Source organism: Pseudovibrio sp. Ad37, assembly GCF_001623075.1.
Taxonomy (GTDB): domain Bacteria; phylum Pseudomonadota; class Alphaproteobacteria; order Rhizobiales; family Stappiaceae; genus Pseudovibrio.
This window is the reverse complement of sequence record NZ_LMCF01000004.1, coordinates 51,233-74,540: the sequence shown is the minus strand read 5'-3', so window position 1 is coordinate 74,540 and position 23,308 is coordinate 51,233. Positions and strand designations below refer to the sequence as shown.

Annotated in this window: 23 protein-coding genes; 11 read left to right on the top strand and 12 right to left on the bottom strand. The window is 50.4% G+C overall.

The window, feature by feature from the left end:
* Nucleotides 1-13: 13 nt before the first annotated feature.
* Nucleotides 14-535: a cytochrome b gene (locus PsAD37_RS00645; protein ID WP_063294507.1), complete on the bottom strand. Its 522-nt coding sequence runs from the start codon at nt 533-535 to the stop codon at nt 14-16.
* A gap of 94 nt (nt 536-629) precedes the next feature.
* On the opposite strand from PsAD37_RS00645, the gene PsAD37_RS00640 reads away from it, so the two are divergent.
* Together PsAD37_RS00640 and PsAD37_RS00635 are read left to right on the top strand one after the other, a co-directional pair.
* Complete coding sequence (locus PsAD37_RS00640; protein WP_063294506.1) at nt 630-1,076, top strand: MarR family winged helix-turn-helix transcriptional regulator; 447 nt, start codon at nt 630-632, stop codon at nt 1,074-1,076.
* Nucleotides 1,077-1,221: 145 nt separating this feature from the next.
* The gene (locus PsAD37_RS00635; RefSeq protein ID WP_208991601.1) at nt 1,222-3,681 is read left to right on the top strand and encodes a cation-translocating P-type ATPase; all 2,460 of its coding nucleotides are present in this window, start codon (nt 1,222-1,224) and stop codon (nt 3,679-3,681) included.
* A 45-nt stretch (nt 3,682-3,726) separates the two neighbouring features.
* Here the strand turns inward: PsAD37_RS00635 and PsAD37_RS00630 are convergent, their stop codons facing one another.
* From PsAD37_RS00630 to PsAD37_RS00600, 7 genes are all read right to left on the bottom strand, one after another.
* The gene (locus tag PsAD37_RS00630; protein ID WP_057460745.1) at nt 3,727-4,038 is read right to left on the bottom strand and encodes a TM2 domain-containing protein; all 312 of its coding nucleotides are present in this window, start codon (nt 4,036-4,038) and stop codon (nt 3,727-3,729) included.
* A gap of 183 nt (nt 4,039-4,221) precedes the next feature.
* A complete protein-coding gene (locus PsAD37_RS00625) occupies nt 4,222-4,767 on the bottom strand; it encodes a hypothetical protein (RefSeq protein ID WP_063294504.1) in 546 nt (181 codons plus the stop codon).
* A complete protein-coding gene (locus PsAD37_RS00620; protein ID WP_063294503.1) occupies nt 4,764-5,279 on the bottom strand; it encodes a metal-dependent hydrolase in 516 nt (171 codons plus the stop codon). Before PsAD37_RS00620 ends, PsAD37_RS00625 begins: the two co-directional genes overlap by 4 nt.
* A 106-nt stretch (nt 5,280-5,385) precedes the next feature.
* A complete protein-coding gene (locus tag PsAD37_RS00615; protein ID WP_208991600.1) occupies nt 5,386-6,528 on the bottom strand; it encodes a hypothetical protein in 1,143 nt (380 codons plus the stop codon).
* Between the two features lie 113 nt (nt 6,529-6,641).
* Nucleotides 6,642-7,904, bottom strand: a complete 1,263-nt coding sequence (rlmN, locus tag PsAD37_RS00610) for a 23S rRNA (adenine(2503)-C(2))-methyltransferase RlmN (protein ID WP_109316522.1) — start codon at nt 7,902-7,904, stop codon at nt 6,642-6,644.
* 296 nt (nt 7,905-8,200) lie between these two features.
* Nucleotides 8,201-8,680, bottom strand: coding sequence for an invasion associated locus B family protein (locus PsAD37_RS00605; protein ID WP_063286442.1), 480 nt, complete (start codon nt 8,678-8,680; stop codon nt 8,201-8,203).
* 613 nt (nt 8,681-9,293) lie between these two features.
* Nucleotides 9,294-9,854, bottom strand: a complete 561-nt coding sequence (locus PsAD37_RS00600; protein ID WP_063294502.1) for an RNA methyltransferase — start codon at nt 9,852-9,854, stop codon at nt 9,294-9,296.
* A gap of 170 nt (nt 9,855-10,024) precedes the next feature.
* On the opposite strand from PsAD37_RS00600, the gene PsAD37_RS00595 reads away from it, so the two are divergent.
* Nucleotides 10,025-10,999, top strand: coding sequence for an NADPH:quinone oxidoreductase family protein (locus PsAD37_RS00595; protein WP_063294501.1), 975 nt, complete (start codon nt 10,025-10,027; stop codon nt 10,997-10,999).
* A gap of 70 nt (nt 11,000-11,069) precedes the next feature.
* Here PsAD37_RS00595 and xth read toward each other — a convergent pair whose 3' ends face one another.
* Nucleotides 11,070-11,873, bottom strand: coding sequence for an exodeoxyribonuclease III (gene xth / locus PsAD37_RS00590; RefSeq protein WP_193778193.1), 804 nt, complete (start codon nt 11,871-11,873; stop codon nt 11,070-11,072).
* A gap of 240 nt (nt 11,874-12,113) precedes the next feature.
* Here xth and PsAD37_RS27965 point away from each other — a divergent pair, with 240 nt between their 5' ends.
* Entirely contained in the window at nt 12,114-12,554 is a 441-nt protein-coding gene (locus tag PsAD37_RS27965) for a hypothetical protein (protein WP_153039656.1), read from the top strand.
* Nucleotides 12,555-12,635: 81 nt separating this feature from the next.
* On the opposite strand, the gene PsAD37_RS29345 is transcribed toward PsAD37_RS27965, so the two are convergent.
* Nucleotides 12,636-12,764, bottom strand: coding sequence for a hypothetical protein (locus PsAD37_RS29345; protein ID WP_275078301.1), 129 nt, complete (start codon nt 12,762-12,764; stop codon nt 12,636-12,638).
* Here PsAD37_RS29345 and PsAD37_RS27360 point away from each other — a divergent pair.
* Nucleotides 12,730-13,113, top strand: a complete 384-nt coding sequence (locus tag PsAD37_RS27360; protein WP_244272462.1) for a hypothetical protein — start codon at nt 12,730-12,732, stop codon at nt 13,111-13,113. The two genes, PsAD37_RS29345 and PsAD37_RS27360, sit on opposite strands and share 35 nt — an antisense overlap.
* A 38-nt stretch (nt 13,114-13,151) precedes the next feature.
* On the opposite strand, the gene PsAD37_RS00580 is transcribed toward PsAD37_RS27360, so the two are convergent.
* Complete coding sequence (locus tag PsAD37_RS00580; protein ID WP_063294499.1) at nt 13,152-14,132, bottom strand: MBL fold metallo-hydrolase; 981 nt, start codon at nt 14,130-14,132, stop codon at nt 13,152-13,154.
* A 106-nt stretch (nt 14,133-14,238) separates the two neighbouring features.
* Between PsAD37_RS00580 and PsAD37_RS00575 the strand changes: the two genes are divergently transcribed.
* Entirely contained in the window at nt 14,239-15,177 is a 939-nt protein-coding gene (locus PsAD37_RS00575) for a LysR family transcriptional regulator (RefSeq protein ID WP_057463552.1), read from the top strand.
* 11 nt (nt 15,178-15,188) lie between these two features.
* Here the strand turns inward: PsAD37_RS00575 and PsAD37_RS00570 are convergent, their stop codons facing one another.
* A complete protein-coding gene (locus PsAD37_RS00570) occupies nt 15,189-17,186 on the bottom strand; it encodes a protein meaA (RefSeq protein ID WP_063294498.1) in 1,998 nt (665 codons plus the stop codon).
* A 299-nt stretch (nt 17,187-17,485) separates the two neighbouring features.
* On the opposite strand from PsAD37_RS00570, the gene ccrA reads away from it, so the two are divergent.
* The 5 genes from ccrA (at nt 17,486) to PsAD37_RS00545 (ending at nt 23,284) form a co-directional block, all read left to right on the top strand.
* On the top strand, nt 17,486-18,781 hold the full coding sequence (gene ccrA, locus PsAD37_RS00565; RefSeq protein ID WP_063294523.1) for a crotonyl-CoA carboxylase/reductase: 1,296 nt from the start codon (nt 17,486-17,488) through the stop codon (nt 18,779-18,781).
* Between the two features lie 576 nt (nt 18,782-19,357).
* The gene (locus PsAD37_RS00560) at nt 19,358-20,383 is read left to right on the top strand and encodes an ABC transporter substrate-binding protein (RefSeq protein ID WP_063294497.1); all 1,026 of its coding nucleotides are present in this window, start codon (nt 19,358-19,360) and stop codon (nt 20,381-20,383) included.
* Between the two features lie 108 nt (nt 20,384-20,491).
* Nucleotides 20,492-21,349, top strand: a complete 858-nt coding sequence (locus PsAD37_RS00555; RefSeq protein ID WP_084407617.1) for a proline/glycine betaine ABC transporter permease — start codon at nt 20,492-20,494, stop codon at nt 21,347-21,349.
* An 11-nt stretch (nt 21,350-21,360) separates the two neighbouring features.
* Nucleotides 21,361-22,626, top strand: a complete 1,266-nt coding sequence (locus PsAD37_RS00550; protein ID WP_063294495.1) for a glycine betaine/L-proline ABC transporter ATP-binding protein — start codon at nt 21,361-21,363, stop codon at nt 22,624-22,626.
* A gap of 145 nt (nt 22,627-22,771) precedes the next feature.
* Nucleotides 22,772-23,284, top strand: coding sequence for a CAP domain-containing protein (locus PsAD37_RS00545; RefSeq protein ID WP_063294494.1), 513 nt, complete (start codon nt 22,772-22,774; stop codon nt 23,282-23,284).
* Nucleotides 23,285-23,308 lie beyond the last annotated feature (24 nt).

Sequence of the window (23,308 nt, the reverse complement as noted above, 5' to 3'; positions counted from 1 at the left end):
GCCTTGTCTTTGATCAGGCCGTTTTCATTCTGGCGACAAGATTATCTTTCAGTACCAGTTGATGATACAGCGCTGCGATGACGTGCAACGCAAATGATGCAAGCAAGATCGGGGCTGCATAGCCATGGATTGCGGCTGGCGGGATGGTGATGTTTTCTGGCCAGGCTTGCCAGTCTCCTGCCATTGCGAGCTCCATGAGGCCTGCAAACAATGACATGCTCATGCCGGAGATGACCAGAGCCAGGGGCGCGAGGTAGAGGAGCAAGTGGACCAGCTTGGATAAGCTGATCATGACGATGCCCCAATTGGGATCTGGTTTTGGACGCGCATGCTTGATCAACAGGACGATGCGATAGATCAGGAACAGGCCTGTCAGAGCGCCTAGCCCTGCATGTGCCATGAAGATATTGAGCTTTTCAGGCGAGATTGCGCTTCCTTCGAGAACTTTCCCCAAAATGAACACAGCAATGATGGTGACGGCGAACAGCCAATGAAGGATGATTGTCGGGCGGCTATATTTTTGTGGTGATGACATTGGGCTTACCTTTGGCGATAGGAATATAGTTATTTTAGTTTACATGTAAATTAGATGTCAATAATATAATCAAGTCAAAATATTCAGGAATCCGATGACTGAGAAGATCTCATACCTGCCTTCGATGGGCCGATTGCTCAACACCTTGTCTGAAGCAGCTTGCAGCATCGCAGAGGACTACTTACGTCCGCATGAGATTTCGCTGGCGCAGTGGGTCGTGCTTTCTGCGCTGTGGCGGCAGGATGGATTGAGCGTTTCGGAGCTGTCGGAGTACTCGAGCAAGAAGGCGGCTGCGCTTTCTCGATTGCTGGATCGCATGGAAAGCAAAGGGTTGGTCAGTCGTAGTGCTGTTGAGGATGACAAACGATCCGTGAAAATACACCTGACAGAGAAAGGGCAGGGGTTGTCTCATCTTATTGATATGTACAGGCACGTGAACGGAATCTTACTGTCGGATCTATCCGATGCTGAGAAGGAACAGTTGTTCCCTATGTTGGAGCGTATGCTCAAAAGCGTTCAGGTAAAATCCGGAAAGTCGTGAAATCTGAACCTGATGCTAGCGTTCTCTGTCAAAACAGCAGGGGCCTCCGAAAAGAAAATTCATAGAATTTGCATTTTGCTCTTGAAGCTACAGCGACTAGAGGTCTTATCTTCTCTTGCAATGAAGAAATTGCATGGAGTGGATCATGTCCAACGCGGAAGATCGAGGCAAGAAACTCTCTCCGGATGAGATTGAAGATCAAGCCACTAAAAGCTGCTGTTCTAACAAAGCGGAGTCACCTCAAGAGGTCGCGGATTCTTGCTGTTCAGGTAACAGAGCTACGCACAAAAGCGAGACCTCTTGTTGCTCCTCCGATCATGACAGCTCCGAAGATGACTGCTGCAGTTCAAAGAAAGACCAAGAGCAAACACATTTGCATGCCCACACAGGTTGTGGGGGCTCCAGCCAGAGTGAAGCGGCAATTCCTGATGTAACCAATTGGAAGGGTGCACGCTCTTTCAGGGTTGAGGGACTGTGCTGCGCGGAAGAGATGGGAATTCTGCGCCGTGTTGTCGGACCTGTTGTTGGAGATACTGAGTATCTGGCGTTTGATGTTTTGAACGGTAAGATGATTGTCTCTCCCGTTGCTCGTGATATCGCGGATGAGGAGATCATCAAGGCGGTTGATACGACAGGCATGAAGGCTGCTCTGTTCATTGAACAAGAAGCAGCGGATGCCCGTGCAAAGCAGCATCGGCGTCTTGGTACATTTACAGTTGCCAGTGGCTTGTTCTGGGCAATTGCGCTTGTTGTTCAGGCGGTTTTGTTTTTCTCTAGCACCAACTCTACGGATGTGTTTAGTGTCTTCCAGTCCGTGCCGTCCGGGCCGGTAGAAGTTCTGTACATGCTCGCCATCGTCGCAGGATTGCGGTTGGTGGCGCCTAAGGGATGGTATGCGCTCAAGACGTTGCGGCCTGATATGAACCTGCTGATGCTGGTTGCTGTCGCAGGTGCTATCGGCATTGGAGAGTGGTTTGAAGGTGCGACGGTCGCCTTCCTGTTTTCTCTCTCGCTTTATCTGGAAAGCTGGAGTGTTGGGCGTGCGCGTAAAGCTGTTGCAGCGCTTATGGATATTGTCCCAACCGTTGTTCGCCTGCTTAAGCCTAACGGAAGTGAAGAAGACGTTCCTGCCAACAGTGTGAAGCCTGGCGCGACTTTTGTTGTTCGGGGTGGGGATCGTTTTCCGCTTGATGGCGTCGTGCGCAAAGGTGTTGGCAGTGTCGATCAAGCTCCTATCACGGGTGAAAGTGTGCCCGTGATGAAAGAGGCGGGTGATGATGTTTATGCTGGTACTATCAACGGGGAAGGCAGCTTTGAAGTAGAAGCAACCAAGGGTGCTGATGACACCATGCTTGCCCGTATTATTCGCATGGTGAGTGAGGCGCAGGCCCGGCGTGCTGCAGCAGAACAATGGGTTGAAAAGTTTGCCCGCGTTTACACGCCTGCGGTGATGGTTCTTGCGATTTTGCTCGCTACGATTCCGCCTCTGCTGTTTGGTGCAGCATGGATGGATTGGTTCTACCGTGCACTTGTGCTGCTGGTTATTGCCTGCCCATGTGCGCTGGTTATCTCTACGCCCGTCTCCATCGTGGCTGGCTTGACCTCGGCAGCTCGCAATGGCGTGCTGATTAAGGGCGGTGTTTTCCTTGAATTGCCTGCGCGGTTAAAAGCTTTGGCCTTTGACAAGACTGGCACTATTACAAATGGTCTGCCGACTGTGACTGATGTTTATCCGTTGTCTGGTCATAGCGTTGAAGAGCTTCTTACACGTGCTGCTTCTTTGGAAGCTCGAAGTTCTCACCCACTTGCAGAAGCGATCCTGACACGTGCTAAGGAAGATGGTGTTGAGTATCAGGCTGCTGAGAATGTTGAGCTGTTGCCGGGGCGCGGTCTTTCAGGCCAGCGAAACGGTAAGAGCTACTGGCTGGGATCTCGTCGCTTCCTGAATGAAAAGGACTTCGATATTGGTGAAGCCGATGCGAAGGCGCGTGAATTAGAAGCTGAAGGGAAGACTGTTGTTGCAGTTGGAACTGATGCGCACGTTTGCGGGTTGATTGCCCTGGCTGATACCGTTCGCGATACGGCAGAAGAGTTGGTCTCCCAGCTGCATAAAGCTGGCGTTGAGAAGCTGGTGATGCTGACCGGTGATAATAAGGCGACGGCCGAACGTGTTGCGTCTTCTGTCGGGATTGATGAGGTGCGTGCCGAGTTGCTGCCGGAAGATAAGGTGGCAGCCGTTGAGCAGCTCTCTCATGAGTATGAGACAGTTGCGATGATTGGCGATGGTGTGAATGATGCACCTGCGATGGCGCGGGCCAGCTTTGGCGTTGCGATGGGGGCGATTGGCTCTGATGCTGCCATTGAAACCGCTGACATCGCGTTGATGAAAGATGACCTTTCCCGCTTGCCGTGGCTGATTCACCATTCCAAGCGGACGCTCCAGATCATTCATCAGAACATTGCATTTGCTTTTATCGTGAAGGGCATTCTGGTGGTGCTGACCGCAATGGGCTTTGCCAGTCTTTGGGCAGCGATTCTGGGTGATGTGGGAGCCACGCTGATTGTGGTGACCAATGCTCTGCGATTGCTGAAGGATAAAGCGTAATAGCCAAAAGAAAAGCCGAGGTGATTTGCCTCGGCTTTTTGTCTCTTACTTTATGTAGAGCGCAGTTTCATTTGCGATCTGAATGTTTTTGTTGCGCGCGGCACCCATAATCAGGAACCAGTCGATCAACGTCCAGATGCCGAGTGCACCGAGTGTGATGAGCTTGAGGATTCCAAGGCCGATCTGTCCGGTATAGAAGCGGTCAATGCCGAAGCTGCCAAGGAACAGGCCAAGCACGAGTGCTACAACAGGGTTCTTTTCTCTGCCTGCAAACATCACGTCAAAGTCAGACTGTTTTTCAGCTGGGATGTTATCTCTCAGTGCTTTCAACTGCATAAAGTAATTTGCTTTGTTCATAATTCACCTTTCAATTGCACAGGTGTGCGGGTGCAAATTCTTGATTGAAGAAGTAGCTTTTATATCTTCTGATTTGCAATCTGCAAGCGTTATATCGGGTTCTTCCTATCTGAGAAATTACCTAGATATTACAGAGTATTAGCCTATGGATGAAACTCTCTGTAAGAACGAGAAGTGTATTCCCTAACGAGACCCCTTCGGGGAAGATGGCTTGTCGATCCACCATCCTCCTGAACCTTTGCCAGCAATAATCCAGTAGATGAAACCTGCAATAAATCCGGCGGAGGCGGCGATGGATGAGCCGGGGCGGAAGCCTTCGGAGGCGGGTGTTGGGACTGTGGTTCCTGATGTTGAATAGGCGATGACACTGCCAGCCTCGTTGGATGCGTAAAACAGGTCGGCTGGAAGAGCTCCGCCAATGCCCCAAAGTACCAGCGCGATAATACCACCTGCGGATACGTGGTAGATAACGCCGCGCCATTTCATGAGTTCTGCAAAGCCAATTGCGAAGCCGCTCGGTATCAGGGAGAGAGCACCAATCGCGCTTGCAGAGATGATGGTACTCCATGTGATCACGAGCAACTGAATGATGTCAGTCTCTGGTCCACCGTGAACACTCAAAGTTCTGAAAAAGCCCCAGGATAAAAACAGGCCCGCCGCAATGATTGCGAGTGAGAAACCAAGAGCAATCCGGAGCAACTGGATGAAGAGCTTGGTTCCGTCGATCATTGTGCAGTCCTTTGCATCTGTCTCTGGTGTCTAGGAAAACGGCTCGCCCAGAATACACCAAGAGCTACTGAGCAAATGAGGATTTCAAATGCAAATGTCCAGTGCAATATGAAGCTCCAAATATAGTTGTCATAGATAGCTGGAATTTTGACCAGTTCAACTTGAAGTTTGGAAAATGGTGCAAGCCAGAACAGGGGAGCCGCAACACTATCAAGGACCATATGTAAAAGGCCGCCCATACCAAGGCCAAGCGGAATGACACCAACACGGAAGTTCCGATGCAAAAGCACGGCAGACAGGGCAATAAGCATCATCCATGTTATTGGCCAGTGAGTAAGATAGTGCCGGTGATGGGTGCTCTGATTGTCTATGAGATAGAAATAGAGCATGTCAGCGTCAGGTAAGACGCAGCCAATTGAGGTCCAAATGACGAGCTGTCTAGATTTTTGATCGAAGTGTTTGGTTGCTGCTTTTCCGAGCAGATAGCCGGCGGGCAAATGGGCGATAAACATGATTGAAACCAATAGACTATGAACTTCTGAGAAGCTTCAATCATGACTGTGGCGAGAGTTTGTGATGATCGCACAAAACACGCTGGCTCGCATAATCGATTAGGTTTCAGCTGCTCTCTGTTCTGGTCAGCAGCATGGCTACGCTGATGAAGTGGAAGTCGTAGAGGTGTGGAGCCTCACGGATGCGCTCTTCGCCTCGGGCATAGATGCTGTCGAGGAGCTCGCTGAGATTTGGCGTACCTGAGAGAGTGGCCTGTAGTGGAGCTTCGGTGAAGGCTCGGTAGAAGTTCACCATTTGCTGGGCGTAGGCTGAGGCGTCGTTGTCTTGCTTGTACTGATCAACAAATGAGACAGGTGTTTCATAGCATTCTGCTTTGTCTATCGTGAACAGGTGAGATAGCGAGCCACCCTCGGGATTTACTGGGGCTGTGAGCTGCTCCAAGTTGCGTATATAGACAGGATGATAGTAGCGTTCGTAGGCATCTTGAGAGATTGAGTGGTTGGCGACATGATCAAGCAAAGACAGATTGAACAAGTTCACGATCCCGTCTGCGGTTGAGACATGTTCATTTCTGCCGACAGTTTGCAGCAGGAGTTTGCCGCCTGGCTTAAGCTCATTTGCCCGTGCCTTCAAAAATGTTTCCAGATCATAGGCAGCCTGTTTCTCGAAGATTTCTTTATCCTGTGCTGAAACTGAGCCTTTCTCGGTAGCGAGGCTCGGGCCGTTTGGCAGAACGTAGTCGGGTAGACGTTCCAATGGGCGCTCTGAGAGGAACACCGTGGCGTTGAAGGATGTGGCGAGATGGGTGGAGTTGGGCGGCAAAAGCCGGTTGAACATGGAACCACCTACAATACTGCCGAAAACAGTTGGGTCGGTGTAGGGCGGCTGGGCACGGTTGCTGATGGCATCAAGCAGGGTGGAATAATCGTTGCTGGGCAGGTCACTATGGATTGTCTGGATCGAGTTGCTCCCACGTTGTCTGGCAGCTTCAGTGAGCTGCGCCATGATCTGCATTGAGTTTGCACCCTCAGAACATCCGTAGTCTACAAAACGCAGGAGAGAGCTATCGTTTGGCATTGGTAGGCTGGCCATGGCTTCATGCAGCCATGGATACACATAGGCAATTGTGGCTTGTTGTGGTGTGGAGTTTTTGTTGTAAAACCCCTTGCCTTTCATGCCAGTGGTTGTGGCGTGCTGTTGAGAGGGATGTGCTTTCTCGGTCATTGCATTGATGTCCAGTTGCTTCATCTGTCCTGAATGGGACGATAGCCGGACTCCGTGCATATGACGTGAATGAGACAAAGAAGGCTGGCGTTTCAGACAAACGCCGGCCTTCTTTTTGCATTCATGCTTTATTTTGCTCAGGCTTCGCCTTGAGCCTGTGCTTTCTCCAGCGCTTCACGCTCAGATTTGCGGAGACGCTCGGATGCTGACTTCAGCTGACCACAGGCTGCAAAGATATCGCGTCCGCGTGGTGTGCGGATTGGCGAAGCATAGCCTGCACGGTTCACAACATCTGCGAACTCTTCGATCTGTTCCCAATCAGAGCACTCATACGGAGAGCCCGGCCATGGGTTGAATGGCAGTAGGTTGATCTTTGCCGGGATGCCTTTGAGCAACTGAACCAGTTTCTTTGCATCTTCCAGGCTGTCGTTTACGCCCTTCAGCATCACGTATTCGAAGGTGATGCGTTTTGCGTTGGACAGGCCTGGATAGTCACGACATGCCTGAAGCAGCGTTTCCAGATTGTACTTCTTGTTGATCGGAACCAGCGTGTTACGCAGCTCGTCATTCACAGCGTGCAGAGAGATTGCCAGCATGCAGCCGATTTCATCACCTGTTCGTGCGATCTCTGGTGTTACACCAGATGTCGACAGGGTGATGCGGCGCTTGGAGAGGGACAGGCCGTCTCCATCAGAGGCGATCAAAAGCGCTTTCTTGACGTTTTCGAAATTATAGAGCGGTTCGCCCATGCCCATCATCACGATATTGGTGATGCGACGACGGTTGGATGTGGATGCATCCAAGCCACCTTCCGGTGCATCTGCATCCGGGAAGTCGTTGAGGCGATCTTTTGCGAGCATGAGCTGCGCAAGGATCTCTTCAGCTGTCAGGTTGCGAACCATCTTCTGTGTGCCGGTGTGGCAGAACGTGCAGGTAAGGGTGCAGCCGACCTGAGAGGAGATGCAGAGTGTACCGCGATCTTCTTCCGGAATGTAGACGGTTTCGACTTCAACTGGCTTGCCAGCGCCGCGTGATGGAAAGCGGAACAGCCATTTACGGGTGCCGTCAACGGAGATCTGTTCAGTGACGATCTCTGGACGGGCAATGGTAAAGGCAAACTCCAGCTTAGTGCGCAGGTCTTTTGAGACATTGCTCATTTTGCCGAAATCAGAAATGCCCCGGACATAGAGCCAGTGCCACAGCTGGTTGACGCGCATGCGGATCTGGCGCTCAGGGACTCCAACTGCAGCAAGGGCATTGCCTAGTTCTTCACGGTTTAAGCCGATCAGAGATGGCTTTTCTTCCTGCACAGGAATGGTTGCAGGAGAAGGGTTTGCTGCGCTGGTTGCCGCCGGATCAGCGGATTTGTGCGCGATGTCTAACGATACCGCCATGGTCATTCACCAGTTTTTCTTAGATGCTTGGCTTTAAGCTTATGTTCTTTGCGTATTCAAACCCGAAAAATGTGCCTCACTTTTCGGCAATACGATCTAGCAGGAAAAATAACAGGTTATGTGTACCCGTTGCTCGCCGCTAAAAATGCGAGAGGCGGTCGCCAGCAGCAACCGCCTACGTATTCGGCACGCTTATAGCCGAAATCGCTTAGTTTGAACATCCCAGATCTCAAATTGCGTGGCGGCAAGCTGGCGCAGGCAAGAGAACTCTGTAAATTCAAACAATTTCGGGCATCAGAACCTTATTGGCAGGCGCTGGATGCGTCTCTGACAGCAGCAGTGATGCCGCTCAAAGAGAATTTGTAGGAAGTTTGGGTGCCACGTGCGGACTGACCAGAAATAGACATGGAACTGCCTGCTTTCATTGCGTCAACCAAACGCTTTTCTTCCGCAGCGTTCTGAACCCATGCGCCGTCACCTTTGGTGAACATGGTGAACTGCTGACCATCAACATTGGTCGTGACCAAGGAACCCTCTTTAAATGGATAACCCACTATAAAGCTTGGTTCATTGGCAACGCCTTCACTTGGACGGGTAGAAACGAAGAAGAAAACTTCTCCATGGTTTCTATCAGTCGGCAGTGACTGTGTTGGTGCGGAAATGGCATAACACACCTTACCACCGCTCTGGGTGTTAAAGGTGTAAGTTGCCCAATCCTTGTTTTCTTTCAAGAGGGCAGGAGACTGCGCATTTGCAGTCGCGCCCGAGATACCAAGAGCCATAAAGGCAGTTATCAGGATACGTGCTTGCATCTTCTCCAAACCGCGTTGCGTACGACAAAATCTGAGATTCTGTGCGAAAACCCATAAAACTTAATGTTAGGGTTACTTTAAAGATGGTTACAAAAGGGTTGATACCCTGTTTTTACAGAGGCAAAAAATTATTTGCCTTTGAACCGCTCTATGAATGCTGCCATCAGAAATCTGGCGGGAGTGTGGCACGCACAGCCATAATATCAAGCGTAAAGCCACTAATGAATTTCTGTTTTAAGTGATCGAAGACAGTAGATATGCAAGTTAATTTTCGATTGTATTTAACGCGCTAGTAAATAAGGGCTAATCGCCTTTAAAAGCTCAGATTTTCCGGCTTATTTTCAAACTAATTGGCAGCATTTCACCCAGTAAAAAATATGGGCACCTTTCCACATAGTGTGCACAGATTGAGAGAAAATGCGAAGTGTGGAGCCTCAAAGAATTACGAATTTGTAATGTGGTAGAGACTGGGTGTGGGAAAGGGAAACACCTTAAAAATTTATACAAGGCATTTGCTATGGTGAGAAATAAAGGTTGCCGTTTCAGAGTATGTATCAGAAATGGCAACCGTATTTCGAATCACTCATGGGTTGCTATCGAAGCCGGGAACTTTTCGGCCGCTTCGGAAAATCGGAGCTCCGTGAATATGTTCCAGTAACGGATCTTTTGGGGCGCCTGCAGTGAGAGAACGTTCAGCGTACTTTCCGTGTGCCATATAGCGGTCATACAAAACCAGCGCGGCAGCGACACCAACATTCAAGCAGAACTTGGTTGGGATTTTGACGATGTAGTCGCAGCGTTCTTGCATTTCTTGCGAGAGAGAACCACGTTCTGGCCCGAGTATATAAGCTGCTTGCAACGGATGCCCAAAGCTTGGAAGCTCGATTGCATCGTCGGTGAGTTCAACACCCACCATCTTACAACCACGCGGGAACTGCATCTCATCAACCGAGTTCCATGCGAAGTAGGGCAGGTGGTCCGGGCTCTTGGAGGTATCAGCCTTCATCGCTTTGCCAAGGCCTTTGATGTGCGCGTCGACTGTAAAAAAGTAACTTGCTCCGAATGCATGACCAGTACGCATCAGCGTGCCAACATTCATGGATTTGGAAAGCCCTTCAGAGCCAATAGCAAAATAACCGCGCATGCCCAGTTTTTCTCGTTGTTGATGTTGTGCGCTTCATACCTCCAACTGTGGTGTTACCGCAAGTGTAGCGGCATGTATGGGTGGTTTAATCGTAAAATGACACCAAAGACGGCTTTGAGATTTTGTGATTGCCCGTGTAATTTTGGAGGTCAGAGAGAGGGTCACATTTTATGAAAGCTGTTATCTGCGAAAAACTTGGGGGGCCGGATGACCTGGTCGTTCGAGAACTGGACGACCCGAGTGTTGGAGCTGGAGAGGTGTTGGTTCGTGTGAAAGCGGCAGCACTCAATTATTTCGATACTTTGATTATTCAAGGAAAGTATCAGTTTAAACCGGAGCTCCCGTTTTCGCCCTCAGGTGAGATGGCAGGCATTGTTGAGGCCGTCGGTGATGGTGTTTCACGGTTCAAGGTTGGTGATCGGGTAGCCTCCTACGCAAAATGGGGTGCTGCAAGAGAGCTATATGTTGCCCCTGAGCATGAACTGGTGCAGGTGCCGGATGAGGTTTCGCTCAAGCATGCAGCCGGACTTTTGATCACTTACGGAACGGCTATTCACGGCCTTCGCAGCCGGGCGCGCTTACAGGCGGGTGAGACGGTTGCTGTGTTAGGCGCTTCTGGCGGAGCAGGGCAGGCGGCTGTGGAGGTCGCCAAACTGATGGGTGCTCGGGTAATCGCTTGCGCGTCTTCGGAAGATAAGCTTGCTCACGCAAAAGCTTGCGGCGCTGATGTTCTGGTCAACTATTCTGAGGGTGGTCTGAAGCAGAAGCTGAAGGATCTGACGGATGGTAAAGGGCTTGAGGTGGTCTACGACGTCATTGGCGGGGATCATGCTGATGATGCCTTGCGCGCTACGGGATGGCGTGGACGTTATCTGGTTGTTGGATTTGCCTCTGGAACGATCCAAAAGATACCTGCGAACCTTACCCTGTTGAAAGGCTGTGACGTTCTGGGCGTATTCTGGGGGGAGGCAGTCGTTCGTGAGCCTGAGGAGCATCACAAGGATTGCGAGCAACTGTTCCAATGGGTGGCTGATGGAAAACTGAAGCCACATATCCATGCGGAATATCCGCTGGAAGACATTGCTCTGGGATTGGAGGAAATCTCCAGCCGCAGAGCCAAAGGCAAAGTGCTGCTCATTCCTTGATGGGTAGATACGGAAAAGCGGGAGATGTTCCCGCTTTTCATCGTCAAATGGTAAGTTAGATTTGGTGAGATCAGACTTCCAACATCGCCATGACTGGTGCGTGGTCGGATGGTTTTTCCCAACCGCGTGCGTCACGGATAATCTGAACATCTTTGGTGTGCTGCGCTGTTTCCGGCGTCATCCAGACATGGTCGAGACGGCGGCCTTTGTTGGATGCGGACCAGTCTTTGGCACGGTAGCTCCACCAGGTGTAAATCTTCTCGTCCATCGGCATGTGTTTGCGCATGGTATCTACGTAGTTACCAGCTTCGCGAACCTCTTCGAGGCGTTGACACTCCAGTGGTGTATGCGAAACGACTTTGAGGAGCTGCTTATGAGACCAAACGTCGTTTTCATATGGTGCGATGTTCAGGTCTCCAACAACGACTGACTGGCTGTCGAAGCCTTTGAACCAGCTTTCCATTTCATCGAGGAATTTGAGTTTGTGAGCGAATTTGTCGTTGACCTCAGGGTCCGGCACATCGCCGCCTGCTGGGACGTAGAAGTTATGGATGCGGACTTTACCACCATTAAAGGCAACATCTGCGGCGATGTGGCGGGTGTCGCCCATCTCGCAGAATTCTTTGCGCTCAACATTTTCCAGTGGCACGCGTGAGAGAAAGGCTACGCCGTGGTAACCCTTTTGGCCGTGTACCTCTACATGACGATAGCCAAGCTTATTGATTGCAGCCGTTGGGAAGCTTCCATCCGGGCACTTTGTTTCCTGCAGGCACAAAACGTCTGGGGCGTGGTCCAGTAACATTTTCTCGACAATAGGAAGGCGGAGGCGGACTGAGTTAATGTTCCATGTTACAATCTTGAGGCGGTTCGTCATGGGAGCGTGTTTACCTGCTTTGGAGAATCATACCTCAAACCTAAGGCTTAGGCGGGGTTCTGGCTAGAAAAACTGATGTGAACTATGAATTTGTTCATGTTATATTCTTCAAGGCAAGACATAAACTGCTTCTAAAACCCGATGTTTTGTCAGCGCATGTTGTTAGCCCCTTGGTGGCACTCTTCTCCTAATTATGCTGGCTGTTGGTTTTGGCCAGCCTGCAATTAGGACTAGGGTCAAATGAAATACGCAATGCTTGTAGGCTGTTGTCTCGCAGCAGGTGTCGTGGTTCAATCTTTGAGTGCAAACAGCTTGTCTACGCGTTCAGGGTCCGTTGATTATCCCGGATTTCAGCAGGTTCAGTTCAATGAGCGCAGCAATATTATCCCACCCATCAAGCCTTTAGATCGACCAGTTGAGCCGGGAGACAGTTTGAGGCCGGGGCAAGCACAGCCCTACTTACCAACGGATCGGGATGCGGATCATTCGCAGTTCAATCCGCCTCCGGGAGCTTATCCTGCAGGATCTGCGCGTCCAGGCTCTTTGCCTCCACCACTTCCGGGTCCTTCAGGACCTCTGCCCGCAGCTCCACCGATTACAGGCTTGCCTCCAAGTCCAGGATCACCTGGTTCGCCGGGATTTAGTGGGCCATCCTATGGAGGCCCTTCTTATGGCCGATAGTACCTTAAAGAGGCTGGAAGGGAGCGTTATGAAGATTTTGGCTTGGGTGATTGCCGGTCTCGTTCTTCTGGCTGTTCTTATTTATTCCAATGCTGCTTTTGCACAGCGCAGGCATGCCGGATACACCACCAACGGTGTAAACATGAGGACAGGGCCTGGCACCAGATATCCTGTCATCACGACAATACCGGCGGGCGGTGTGGTTTTCATCAATTACTGCACCAAGAACGGTTCATGGTGTGACCTGACATTCCGAGGCGCTCCGGGGTGGGTTTCTGCCAGATATATTCGATATGGAGTTGCAGGGCCGCACTACTCTCGTACACTTCTTTATGTAGCACCGTATGTGGGTCTGCCCTTTGTCTATCGACGCTATCCAGTTTACCCGCGTTATCCGCGTTGGCGTCCATATCCACGCCCACGGCATGAAATTCCTGCTTATCCGTTGCAACCGTCACGGCCAATTGCTCCACCGATTCGGCCAGCTATCCCGTTAACACCAGCTCAACCGATAGCGCCGCCATCAATACCAGCCACACCGTTGTCGCCTGCTCGATAGAAGAGAGCTCACGAGGTGCCTCGTGAGCTCTTGTTTCTCTATATCTTATGCTGCCAGCTGACTTCATGGTATTCGAAGGCGCTTCCATCCTTACGAACATGCCCTAGGCCGGGGAAGTCATGGTGGATGCCGACGACTGGTGTTCTATCTGCTGAAACCTGATCCAGTATTCTGCGCCGTGTTTGTCGAGCTACTTCCTGATCGGTATCGAATGCGATTGTCCAATCCGGGTTTGCAAACTGGAGCCCAATGGAGTGGACTGTGTCACCCCAGATCAGCACTTCTTCATTATTGGAGTGAATGCGGATGCCCATATGTCCGGGTGTGTGACCGGGAAGGAAGACAGCGTCCAGTCCCTTGATGAACTCGCCATCTTTGCTGATGAGCGTTTTTTGGTTTTCATAAGGCTTTGAAACGTTCTGAGCGAGATCAATGAAATGCTGGAGGTCTTTGGGGAACTTTGAGCGTGTGCCTTCATCATGCCAGAAGTTGTATTCGACCTCATGAACGATGAACTCAGCGTTCGGGAAGAGCTTTTCTCCCGATTTAGAGATCAGCCCCCCTACGTGATCGATGTGTAGATGCGTGAGCACTACGGCATCTACATCAGAGGCGTTATAGCCAGCTGCTTTCAGGTTTTGATGGAAACGACCAAGTGTCGGGCCCATTAGATCGGCGGTGCCAGTATCGACCACTACCAACTTGTCGCCCGTATTAATGAGATATCCGTTTACAGAGATAGACATGTCCGCCGTGTTGGGGCTGAGGAAATTTTGCTTTAGAGTTTCCTCAGCTACCTTCTGGTCAAACCCAATGACCAATGACGGATCTAAACCCAAGTGTCCGTCCAGAATTGCTGTAACTTCAATGTCTCCTACCGAGAAGCGATAGATGCCGGGAACCTGTGTTCCGATTTTGGGCGCTGCTGCGAGCGCAAGAGATGATATTGCCGGGGCAACTGCACCTGCGCCCGCAATGGACGCGGCTGCGGATATAAAAGATCGGCGTGAAAGTGTCATGAAAGGCTCCTCATTTACAAGCATGAGAGCAATATTGTGGGGTTGATACTGGAAGTGCAGAGGTCCAAGCCTTATCTTGGATATAAGCAGTGCTTATGGAGCAGTTATGGATCTTCTGAATTTACTGGAGAGTTTTGTTCGTGTCATTGACAACGGGTCGTTGAGTGGTGGTGCGCGTCAACGCCATATCAGCCAGCCCGCTATGAGCCAGCAGCTGAACCTGCTTGAAGCGCAGGTCGGGCAAGAGCTTGTTTTCCGAACTAACAAAGGCGTTAAGCCGACAGTTGCCGGAAAGATCGTTTATGAGCATGCTCAAAAGATGCTGCGTCAGAGCGCTCTGATGTTTGAGGAAGTACAGGACCAAGCAGCAGCAGAGAGTGGTTCATTGGTTGTTTCTGTTTCTCAGGCTATGGGCGCTGATATAATCACACCGCTTATCTTCGACCTTCGAAAGCAATACCCAGACCTTTCAGTCTCAATTAAAATGGATGATGATCTGATTGATGTTGTGCAAACCGGTATCGATTTAGCGATCCGTACAGGCATCACCGGAGATACCTCTGGGATTTCCAGAAAAATTGCGATTGTTGAAACCTGTTTGGCAGCCAGCCCAGACTATCTTGCAAAGCATGGTATGCCGCAAAGTCCCGAGGCGCTGTCTGACCTCAACTACATTCAATACAGATACGAGAAGTTGGTCAGTTCGCTGGATATGTTCCGACATGGGCAAAAGCATGTAGTTGCTTTGAAGTCTGAGTTTGTCGCTGGGCACCCCCAGGTGATGGTGCAAGCCTTGTTGAACTCAGTTGGATTTACGCGCATGCCGTTGTTTATGATGCGAGATTTTGAGGCAAACGGGCAATTACAACGGCTACTTCCTGACTATCAGTGCGAAGAGAAGCCGGTCTACCTTGTCTACCCTTCGCGCGATGCGGTGACACGTAAAACCGAGATCTTCATCGATGCGATGATTGAACGATTCCGGGATGCTCCGGGCATACGATTGGTTGGGCAGAAGCCTGTTCAACTTGCCCAACCTGCCTAATTTTATAGGCGTTAGACAGTCTCGTTGACCTGCTCATCTACGATGCGGACAATGTCTGACATGATTTCTGTCAGGTGGAAGTCCTTTGGTGTGTAAACGGCTGCAACACCTGCGTTTTTCAGTTCTTCGGCATCCTCTGACGGTATAATGCCGCCAATGATGATCGGGATATCCTCCAAGCCGTTTTCTTTCATTTTGTCGAGCACATCATGGACCAGTGCCAAATGTGAGCCAGACAGGATCGATAGGCCTACGACGTGGACGCCTTCTTCAAGAGCGGCGTTGACGATTTGGGCAGGCGTTAGGCGAATGCCCTCGTAAACAACTTCCATGCCGCAATCACGGGCACGTACTGCGATCTGCTCTGCGCCATTGGAGTGGCCATCCAGCCCCGGTTTGCCAACGAGGAATTTAAGCCGTCGGCCCAGCTTCTCTGAAAGCTCGGAGACTTTTTTCTGCACCTCTGCAAGGCTCTTGTTGTCATCCGGCGCCGCTTTGCCGACGCCAGTTGGGGCACGATATTCGCCGAAGACTTCACGCAGGGTAGCGCCCCATTCTCCAGTCGTCGCACCTGCCTGAGCTGCTTTGATAGATGCTTCCATAATGTTGTTGTCAGAAGAAGCTGCTGCGCGGAGCTCCAGTAGAGCGGATTTAACAGCGTTCTCGTCACGTTCAGCTCGCCAGGTCTGAATGCGCTGGATGGCTTCTTCTTCAACATGCTCTGGAACCGTGAGGATGCCGCCGTCTTCATCTGATGCCAATGGAGATGGTTCAGTCTCAGTCCATTTGTTGACGCCGACGACGATCTGATCGCCAGATTCAATGCCTGCCAGACGCTTGGAGTTGGACTCCACGAGCTTCTGCTTCATATAGCTGGACTCAACGGCTGCAACCGCACCGCCCATTTCTGCGATGCGGGCAAGTTCTTCTCTTGCTTGTTCTTTGAGCGCTTCGACCTTGGTTTCAATCTCTTTGGAGCCATCGAAGATATCTGCATATTCCAACAGGTCCGTCTCATAGGCCATGATTTGCTGCATGCGCAGGGACCACTGTTGGTCGAATGGTCGCGGGAGGCCAAGAGCTTCGTTCCATGCTGGTAGCTGAACGGCACGAGCGCGCGCGTTTTTAGAGAGGACAACAGCCAGCATCTCAACGAGAATCCGGTACACGTTGTTTTCTGGTTGCGGTTCTGTCAAGCCGAGTGAGTTGACCTGAACGCCGTACCGGAAGCGACGGTAACGCTCTTCTTCAACGCCATAACGATCGCGGCAAATCTCATCCCAAAGCTCTGTAAATGCTCGCATTTTACACATCTCGGTGATGAAGCGCATGCCTGCATTTACGAAGAAGGAAATCCGGCCCACGAGTTTAGGGAAATCGCTTTCAGAGATGACACCAGAAGCGCGAACATTGTCCAGAATTGTGATAGCAGTGGCGAGCGCGAAGGAGAGTTCCTGTACTGGTGTCGCTCCTGCTTCTTGCAGATGGTAGGAACACACGTTCATCGGGTTCCATTTGGGCATGTTCGTGTAAGTCCATGAAATCACATCGGTTGTGAGACGCATGGACGGGGCGGGCGGGAAGACATAGGTGCCGCGGGATAGGTATTCCTTGATCAGATCATTCTGGGTGGTGCCAGCCAACAGAGAGCGGTCCGCGCCTTGCTCATCAGCCGCCGCCGCATAGAGCGCGAGCAGCCATGGGGCTGTTGCGTTGATCGTCATGGAGGTGTTCATGCGCTCCAGTGGGATCTCGTTGAAGAGGGTGCGCATGTCTCCCAGATGAGAGATGGGTACTCCAACCTTGCCAACCTCACCGCGCGAGAGCGGATGGTCCGGGTCGTATCCTGTCTGAGTTGGGAGATCGAACGCAACAGAAAGGCCCGTCTGACCCTTTGCGAGGTTCGTGCGGTAGAGCCGGTTGCTGTCTGCAGCGTTGGAGTGTCCTGCATATGTGCGGAACATCCACGGACGGTCTTTAGTTGCGCCTTTAGGTGAACCGGTACTCATAGTCTATTGCCTCCCTGATCCTCCCAGCATTTTATAAGGGACAAGATCTCAATTCTGCCTACACCTTTGCATAGGTTTTAATGGTTGGTGCAATGCAACATTATAAGAAGTATTCTTCGCAAGTTAAGCAATAGTTGTATATATTTCATGAGTTATTTGTAATGATAATTCTCAGATAGCCGATATTGACAGGTTGTATTGTTTTGCGTTGCAGCAAATAGTGGATTGGAAGCGTTAGCAGAGAACTTGCTTTCACTCTCATGAGGGAAGGGCGCAACGCAAACTTGGAGGAGAATATCATGAGTTCCGTTGCACGGGTTGTCGAAGCTGGGTCAGAGGGAGGCTCTGAGTTCAAGGACCTCTATGAGATTGGTGAAATTCCACCGCTGGGACATGTTCCAAAGAACATGTGGGCGTGGACCATTCGCCAAGATCGCCATGGTTCCCCTGATACAGCGATGGTCAAGGAAGTGGTGCCAACGTGGGAGTTGGACAGCCATGAAGTGCTCATTCTGGTTATGGCAGCAGGCGTGAACTACAACGGCGTTTGGGCTGCCCTTGGCGAGCCGATTTCCGTTTTTAAGGTTCATAAGCAGCCCTATCATATCGCTGGTTCTGATGCCTCCGGTATCGTTTGGGCGGTTGGTTCCAAAGTTACTCGCTGGAAGGTAGGCGACGAAGTTGTCGTTCACTGTAACCAGGATGACGGGGATGATGAGGAGTGTAACGGCGGTGATCCGATGTTCTCTAACTCCCAACGGATTTGGGGTTATGAGACACCTGATGGGTCATTTGCGCAGTTCGCTCGTGTTCAATCTCAGCAGTTGATGGCGCGTCCCAAGCATCTGACTTGGGAAGAGAGCGCTTGCTACACGCTTACTCTGGCGACTGCATTCCGTATGCTGTTTGGTCATGCACCGCATGATTTGAAGCCAGGTCAGAATGTTCTGGTTTGGGGGGCTTCTGGCGGTCTCGGTGTGTTTGGGGTTCAGCTGATTGCTGCTGCCGGAGCGAATGCGATTGGCGTTATTTCAGATGAGAGCAAACGCGAATACGTGATGTCGCTTGGAGCAAAGGCCGTTATCAATCGAAAAGACTTTGATTGTTGGGGTCAGCTGCCGAAGGTGAACTCGCCTGAGTATGATACGTGGACCAAGGAAGCGCGTAAGTTTGGTAAGGCGATCTGGAACATTACCGGTAAGGGTAATGACGTTGATATGGTGTTCGAGCATCCAGGTGAAGCAACGTTTCCGGTATCAACACTGGTTGCCAAACGTGGTGGTATGGTTGTGTTTTGTGCGGGTACCTCCGGCTTCAATCTGACCATGGATGCTCGCTACGTATGGATGCGCCAGAAGCGTATTCAGGGTTCGCATTTCGCGCATTTGAAGCAGGCGAGTGAGGCGAACAAGTTCGTGATTGATCGCCGTATCGACCCTTGTATGAGTGAAGTGTTCTCATGGGACCAGATTCCGCAGGCTCATATGAAGATGTGGAAGAACCAGCATGCCCCAGGAAACATGGCGGTTTTGGTATGTGCACCAAAGACTGGTTTACGCTCACTTGAGGATGTTATTGAAGCCACTGAAAGCTAAGTAGGATCACGAAAGGAAGTTGGCGCTTTTATGCTGTCAACTTCCCGGTTTCCTTAAGTTTCTCACTTATATTTTTTTATTGAACGATGATTCAATATTATTAAATGAGCGCAGATTTTCTCTGCGCTTTTCTTTTTGTAATCTACGTGATTATTCGACATCATTTGACGTTATTTTTTTATTTCAATTTACTGTGAAATTACCTGAATTTTCCGTGGGGATTACCTGTAAAAGAAAGTTTAAAATAGTAGTTTTGCTTCAGTAAATTTTTTTTCTCTTATTTTGCGTTTTAAATGGTGGTACTAGGGAGTTGTGAAAGCTTTATAACTTCATATTCAGTGTATTCACATAGTATATCTTTTTATATTTATTTTCGGAAAATATCTTGAGCAGATGTCTAAGTTGACAGAAAATTGAATTTATCTATTTTTAACGGTGCAGTTGATGTGCTCAACCTAGTGTGTCCTGCAATTGCTGAGTTTTTGACTTAGCATTACGGCCAGAACGACAAGCTGTCCTTGGCGGCTTTTCTCTCTGACCGAACAAAAAGTATGTTTTGGTTGTTTGGAGGCATCCGTGTTGAATTTTAAATCTGCTCTCGCTGCATGCGTAGTTGCATTCCCTTTTGCTGTGTCTACAGCAGAAGCTGCAGATCCTGTTTGTGAAGTTGACCGTCCTATCGTGTTTGCTGGTTTGGATTGGGACTCCAATGCTTTTCACAACTCTGTAGCTCAGTTCATTGCTGAAAAAGGGTACGGCTGTGAAACGGATGTCATCCCAGGCTCCACTATTCCGCTTCTGAACGGTATGGCGCGTGGCGATATCGATGTGACCATGGAAATCTGGCCAGACAACGTGACTGAAGCTCTTGCTGAAGGCAAAGCGAAGAACCAGTTTGTTGATCTTGGCGTGAACTTCCCTGATGCGACACAGGCTTGGTTTATTCCAAAATATCTGGTTGAAGGCGATGACGCGCCCGCAAAAGGTCTGAAGTCTGTATCTGACCTGCCAAAGTACAAAGACGTGTTTTCTGACCCAGAAGAGCCAGAAAAAGGTCGCTTCTACAACTGTATCGCTGGTTGGGGCTGTGAGGTCATCAACTCCAAAAAGCTCAACGCTTATGGCTTGCTTGATAGCTTTGTGAACTTCCGTCCTGGTACAGGTGCAGCGCTTGCAGCTGCGATTGAATCAAACGTTCGTCGTAAGAAGCCAATCGTGTTTTATTACTGGGGTCCAACCTGGGTCATGGGTAAGGTTGCTGATGATCTGATTCAGCTGGAAGAGCCTACCTACAGCAAAGAAGCTTGGGATAAGCTGTCTGCAGAGACAGATCCATCCAAAGTGACCGAGGCGGTTGCGTATCCTCTGTCTGCGACGCACGTCTTCGTCAACACAGAGTTCCATACTTCTGCGCCTAAACTGGTTGAGTTCCTGACTGCTTATGAAACCACCAGTAATGACGTTTCCAAAGCTCTTGCTTACATGCAGGACACTGGCGGAACCACAGATGATGCTGCTGCTGAGTTCCTGAAAAACAACGAAGAACTCTGGACCGGTTGGGTTCCAGCTGATGTCGCTGAGCGTGTGAAATCTGCTCTGTAATATCAAAGACAGCTGACTGTTTTTGAAAATTAGCGAATGAAAAGTGATCACGGAACTTGTTTCCGTGATCCTTGCTATGAAGAATAAGAGGATCACATGGCTTTCGACGTGTTTCCCAACTTTGGGAAACCTATCCGGACTTCCACAAACCATCTGGTTGATTTTCTCGTCGTGAATTACGGCGATGGATTTGAGGCCTTTTCCAACTCCATCCTATTTTTGCTGGTGCGGTTAGAGCGACTTCTCCGAGGTGCCGACCCTATCGTTATTTTGATCTGCATCGGCCTGATTACCTTTGCTGCGAGCCGCCGGTGGGGGCTTAGCCTGGTTATGATGGGGGCCATGTGGTTCATCGGCACATTGGGGCTTTGGGAAAAGTCTATGCAAACAGTGGCGATCTTGCTCGTTGCCGTGCTGATCTCCGTGGTGATCGGCGTGCCGCTTGGCGTTATTTCTGCTCGTTCAAACCGTTTCAGAGCTTTGCTCAATCCGGTATTGGATTTGATGCAGACTATTCCAAGCTTTGTTTATCTTATTCCTGCGGCCATGCTGTTTGGTCTGGGTAAGGTGCCAGCTATTCTGGCGACTGTGATTTATGCTGCTCCTCCGCTTATTCGACTGACGGATCTTGGCATCCGTTATGTGGATGAAGAGGTTGTTGAGGCGAGCCGGGCCTTTGGTGCGACGCGCTGGCAGATCCTTAAGGGCGTTCAAATCCCACTTGCGCTGCCTTCCATCATGCAGGGTATTAACCAGACTATGATGATGGCGTTGGCTATGGTGGTGATTGCGTCCATGATTGGCGCACGCGGCGTGGGCGAAACCGTTCTGCTTGGGTTGCAACGTAATGATGCAGGACAAGGTTTGCTCGGCGGCTTAGCGATTGTTGTTCTTGCCGTTGTGTTTGACCGTATCACACAATCAGCCGGACAACGGATGCAGGCGCATCGCAAGATAACAGGGTGAGGCGCTAACACATGGCATTGATCGAAGTACAAAACATTACCAAGATTTTTGGCAAGGCGCCTGGCAAGGAGCTTGCCAAGGTCAAAAACGGTGTGGGCAAAGATCAGCTGCTTGCTGAAACTGACCATACTCTTGGCCTGCATGATGTCTCCCTTAGCATCGAGAAGGGCGAGATTTTTGTGATCATGGGCCTTTCCGGTTCTGGTAAGTCTACGCTTATTCGTCACTTTAACCGCTTGATTGACCCAACAGACGGGCACATTCTGGTTGATGGCGAGGATGTTATGGCTCTTTCTGATAAAGAACTGGAAGACTTCCGCCGTCATCGTATGTCGATGGTGTTTCAACGCTTTGGCCTGATGCCGCATCGGACAGTACTTCAGAACGTTGCTTACGGTCTTGAAGTGCAGGGCATTACAAAAGCAGACCGCGAGACTACTGCTCGTGAGTGGATTGAAACGGTTGGGCTTGGTGGTTTTGAACACCAGTACCCGAGCCAACTTTCCGGTGGCATGCAGCAGCGTGTTGGTCTTGCCCGTGCGCTTGCAACAGATGCTGATATTCTGCTGATGGATGAAGCGTTTTCTGCACTTGATCCGTTGATCCGCTCTCAGATGCAGGATCAGTTGGTGGAGCTGCAGGAGAAGCTGCATAAGACCATCGTGTTTATCACGCATGATCTGGATGAAGCTTTGCGTATTGGTGACAAGATCGCGATTCTTAAGGACGGTGTGCTGTCACAAGTTGGTACGCCGCCAGAAATCCTGCTTGAACCAGCTGATGATTATGTGCGGGCGTTTGTGCGTGACGTGAACCGTGCTCGCGTGTTGACCGTTGATACCGTTATGCAGCCACCTGCTGTGCGTATTACCCATGACAACATGGAAAAGGCGCTGGCCGATATGCGTCGTCATGACGAAGACTTTGGTTATGTGGTTGAGGACAAAGAATTCCGCGGCATCGTTACGCAAGAAGGTCTTGCAGAGGAAGTTGCTAAGCCAGGTGATAGTCCATCCCTTTATGCTTTTGCTGATGACAGCAACGCAGTAGAGCTGGAAAGCACTTTGGAAGAAGCTCTTCCAACAACATTGGAAGCAGATTATCCAGTTCCAGTTGTTTGTGAGGATGGACATCTCATGGGCGTGTTGAGCCCAGAAGAGATGGGTAGCGTGCTGACACCTCCAGAAGAGCAAACCGATGCTGAGACTGAAGGTGCTGAAGAGAAGAATGAGACGGCTGAAACAGCCAAGCCTCATGCTTTGAAAGAAGCGTCCTAACGTTTTTACCAAGAAGTTTGAAAGGCCGGCTTTGTCCGGCCTTTTTTAATTCACTTATACGTGTGCTTTTAGTTTGAGCTTGGTTTGCCTCATTTAGTCGGTAGTGTGTCCGAGAGATTCGAAATTTGCCGAAAAGTGATTTTGTATGAAGACGTTTCGTAGTGGGAGTATTGCTCTGGTTCTTGCTGTTGGACTGATGCTCACTGGTTGTGTCAGCCCTGATGAAACGCCAAGCTACTATCAGAACTTAGAGAGCCACTCTGCGCAGATTGATGCGAGTGTTGTGGCCTCAATGATCTCCAGCTATCGTTCTCAATCAGATTTATCGCCGGTTACGGTTGATCCAGCTTTGATGCGTGTTGCTCAGGCACAGGCAGATGGAATGGCTCGTGCAGAGGATGTTAACGCTGCGCGCAAGGGCGATCTTAAGCTCGCTGTCTTGATGAAGGGGGCCGGGCAGGGTGATGCTCATGCGGTGGGTAATCTCAGCGCTGGTTATCGCCGATGGGCCGAAGCCTTTTCCGGCTGGCGTGACTCGCCAAAACATAATGCAGTGATGCTGGATGCAAACGGAACGCGCATTGGTATTGCAACGGCTTATGCGCCTCGGTCAAAATACAAGGTTTTCTGGAGCCTTGTCGTAGTCGGACCGCGTTAACCCACTTTCCTTTGGAGGCTAAAA

Coding starts and splice junctions, on each gene's coding strand:
- PsAD37_RS00595 (WP_063294501.1), top strand. CDS start 10,025: ATGAAAGCTGTTATCTGCGAAAAACTTGGGGGGCCGGATGACCTGGTC.
- xth (WP_193778193.1), bottom strand. CDS start 11,873: ATGACGAACCGCCTCAAGATTGTAACATGGAACATTAACTCAGTCCGC.
- PsAD37_RS00645 (WP_063294507.1), bottom strand. CDS start 535: ATGTCATCACCACAAAAATATAGCCGCCCGACAATCATCCTTCATTGG.
- PsAD37_RS00605 (WP_063286442.1), bottom strand. CDS start 8,680: ATGGCTCTTGGTATCTCGGGCGCGACTGCAAATGCGCAGTCTCCTGCC.
- PsAD37_RS00575 (WP_057463552.1), top strand. CDS start 14,239: ATGGATCTTCTGAATTTACTGGAGAGTTTTGTTCGTGTCATTGACAAC.
- PsAD37_RS00615 (WP_208991600.1), bottom strand. CDS start 6,528: ATGAAGCAACTGGACATCAATGCAATGACCGAGAAAGCACATCCCTCT.
- PsAD37_RS00640 (WP_063294506.1), top strand. CDS start 630: ATGACTGAGAAGATCTCATACCTGCCTTCGATGGGCCGATTGCTCAAC.
- PsAD37_RS00570 (WP_063294498.1), bottom strand. CDS start 17,186: ATGAGTACCGGTTCACCTAAAGGCGCAACTAAAGACCGTCCGTGGATG.
- PsAD37_RS00620 (WP_063294503.1), bottom strand. CDS start 5,279: ATGTTTATCGCCCATTTGCCCGCCGGCTATCTGCTCGGAAAAGCAGCA.
- PsAD37_RS00550 (WP_063294495.1), top strand. CDS start 21,361: ATGGCATTGATCGAAGTACAAAACATTACCAAGATTTTTGGCAAGGCG.
- PsAD37_RS00580 (WP_063294499.1), bottom strand. CDS start 14,132: ATGACACTTTCACGCCGATCTTTTATATCCGCAGCCGCGTCCATTGCG.
- PsAD37_RS00635 (WP_208991601.1), top strand. CDS start 1,222: ATGTCCAACGCGGAAGATCGAGGCAAGAAACTCTCTCCGGATGAGATT.
- PsAD37_RS00545 (WP_063294494.1), top strand. CDS start 22,772: ATGAAGACGTTTCGTAGTGGGAGTATTGCTCTGGTTCTTGCTGTTGGA.
- PsAD37_RS00600 (WP_063294502.1), bottom strand. CDS start 9,854: ATGCGCGGTTATTTTGCTATTGGCTCTGAAGGGCTTTCCAAATCCATG.
- rlmN (WP_109316522.1), bottom strand. CDS start 7,904: ATGACCATGGCGGTATCGTTAGACATCGCGCACAAATCCGCTGATCCG.
- PsAD37_RS27965 (WP_153039656.1), top strand. CDS start 12,114: ATGAAATACGCAATGCTTGTAGGCTGTTGTCTCGCAGCAGGTGTCGTG.
- ccrA (WP_063294523.1), top strand. CDS start 17,486: ATGAGTTCCGTTGCACGGGTTGTCGAAGCTGGGTCAGAGGGAGGCTCT.
- PsAD37_RS29345 (WP_275078301.1), bottom strand. CDS start 12,764: ATGAAAACCACACCGCCCGCCGGTATTGTCGTGATGACAGGATATCTG.
- PsAD37_RS00625 (WP_063294504.1), bottom strand. CDS start 4,767: ATGATCGACGGAACCAAGCTCTTCATCCAGTTGCTCCGGATTGCTCTT.
- PsAD37_RS00630 (WP_057460745.1), bottom strand. CDS start 4,038: ATGAACAAAGCAAATTACTTTATGCAGTTGAAAGCACTGAGAGATAAC.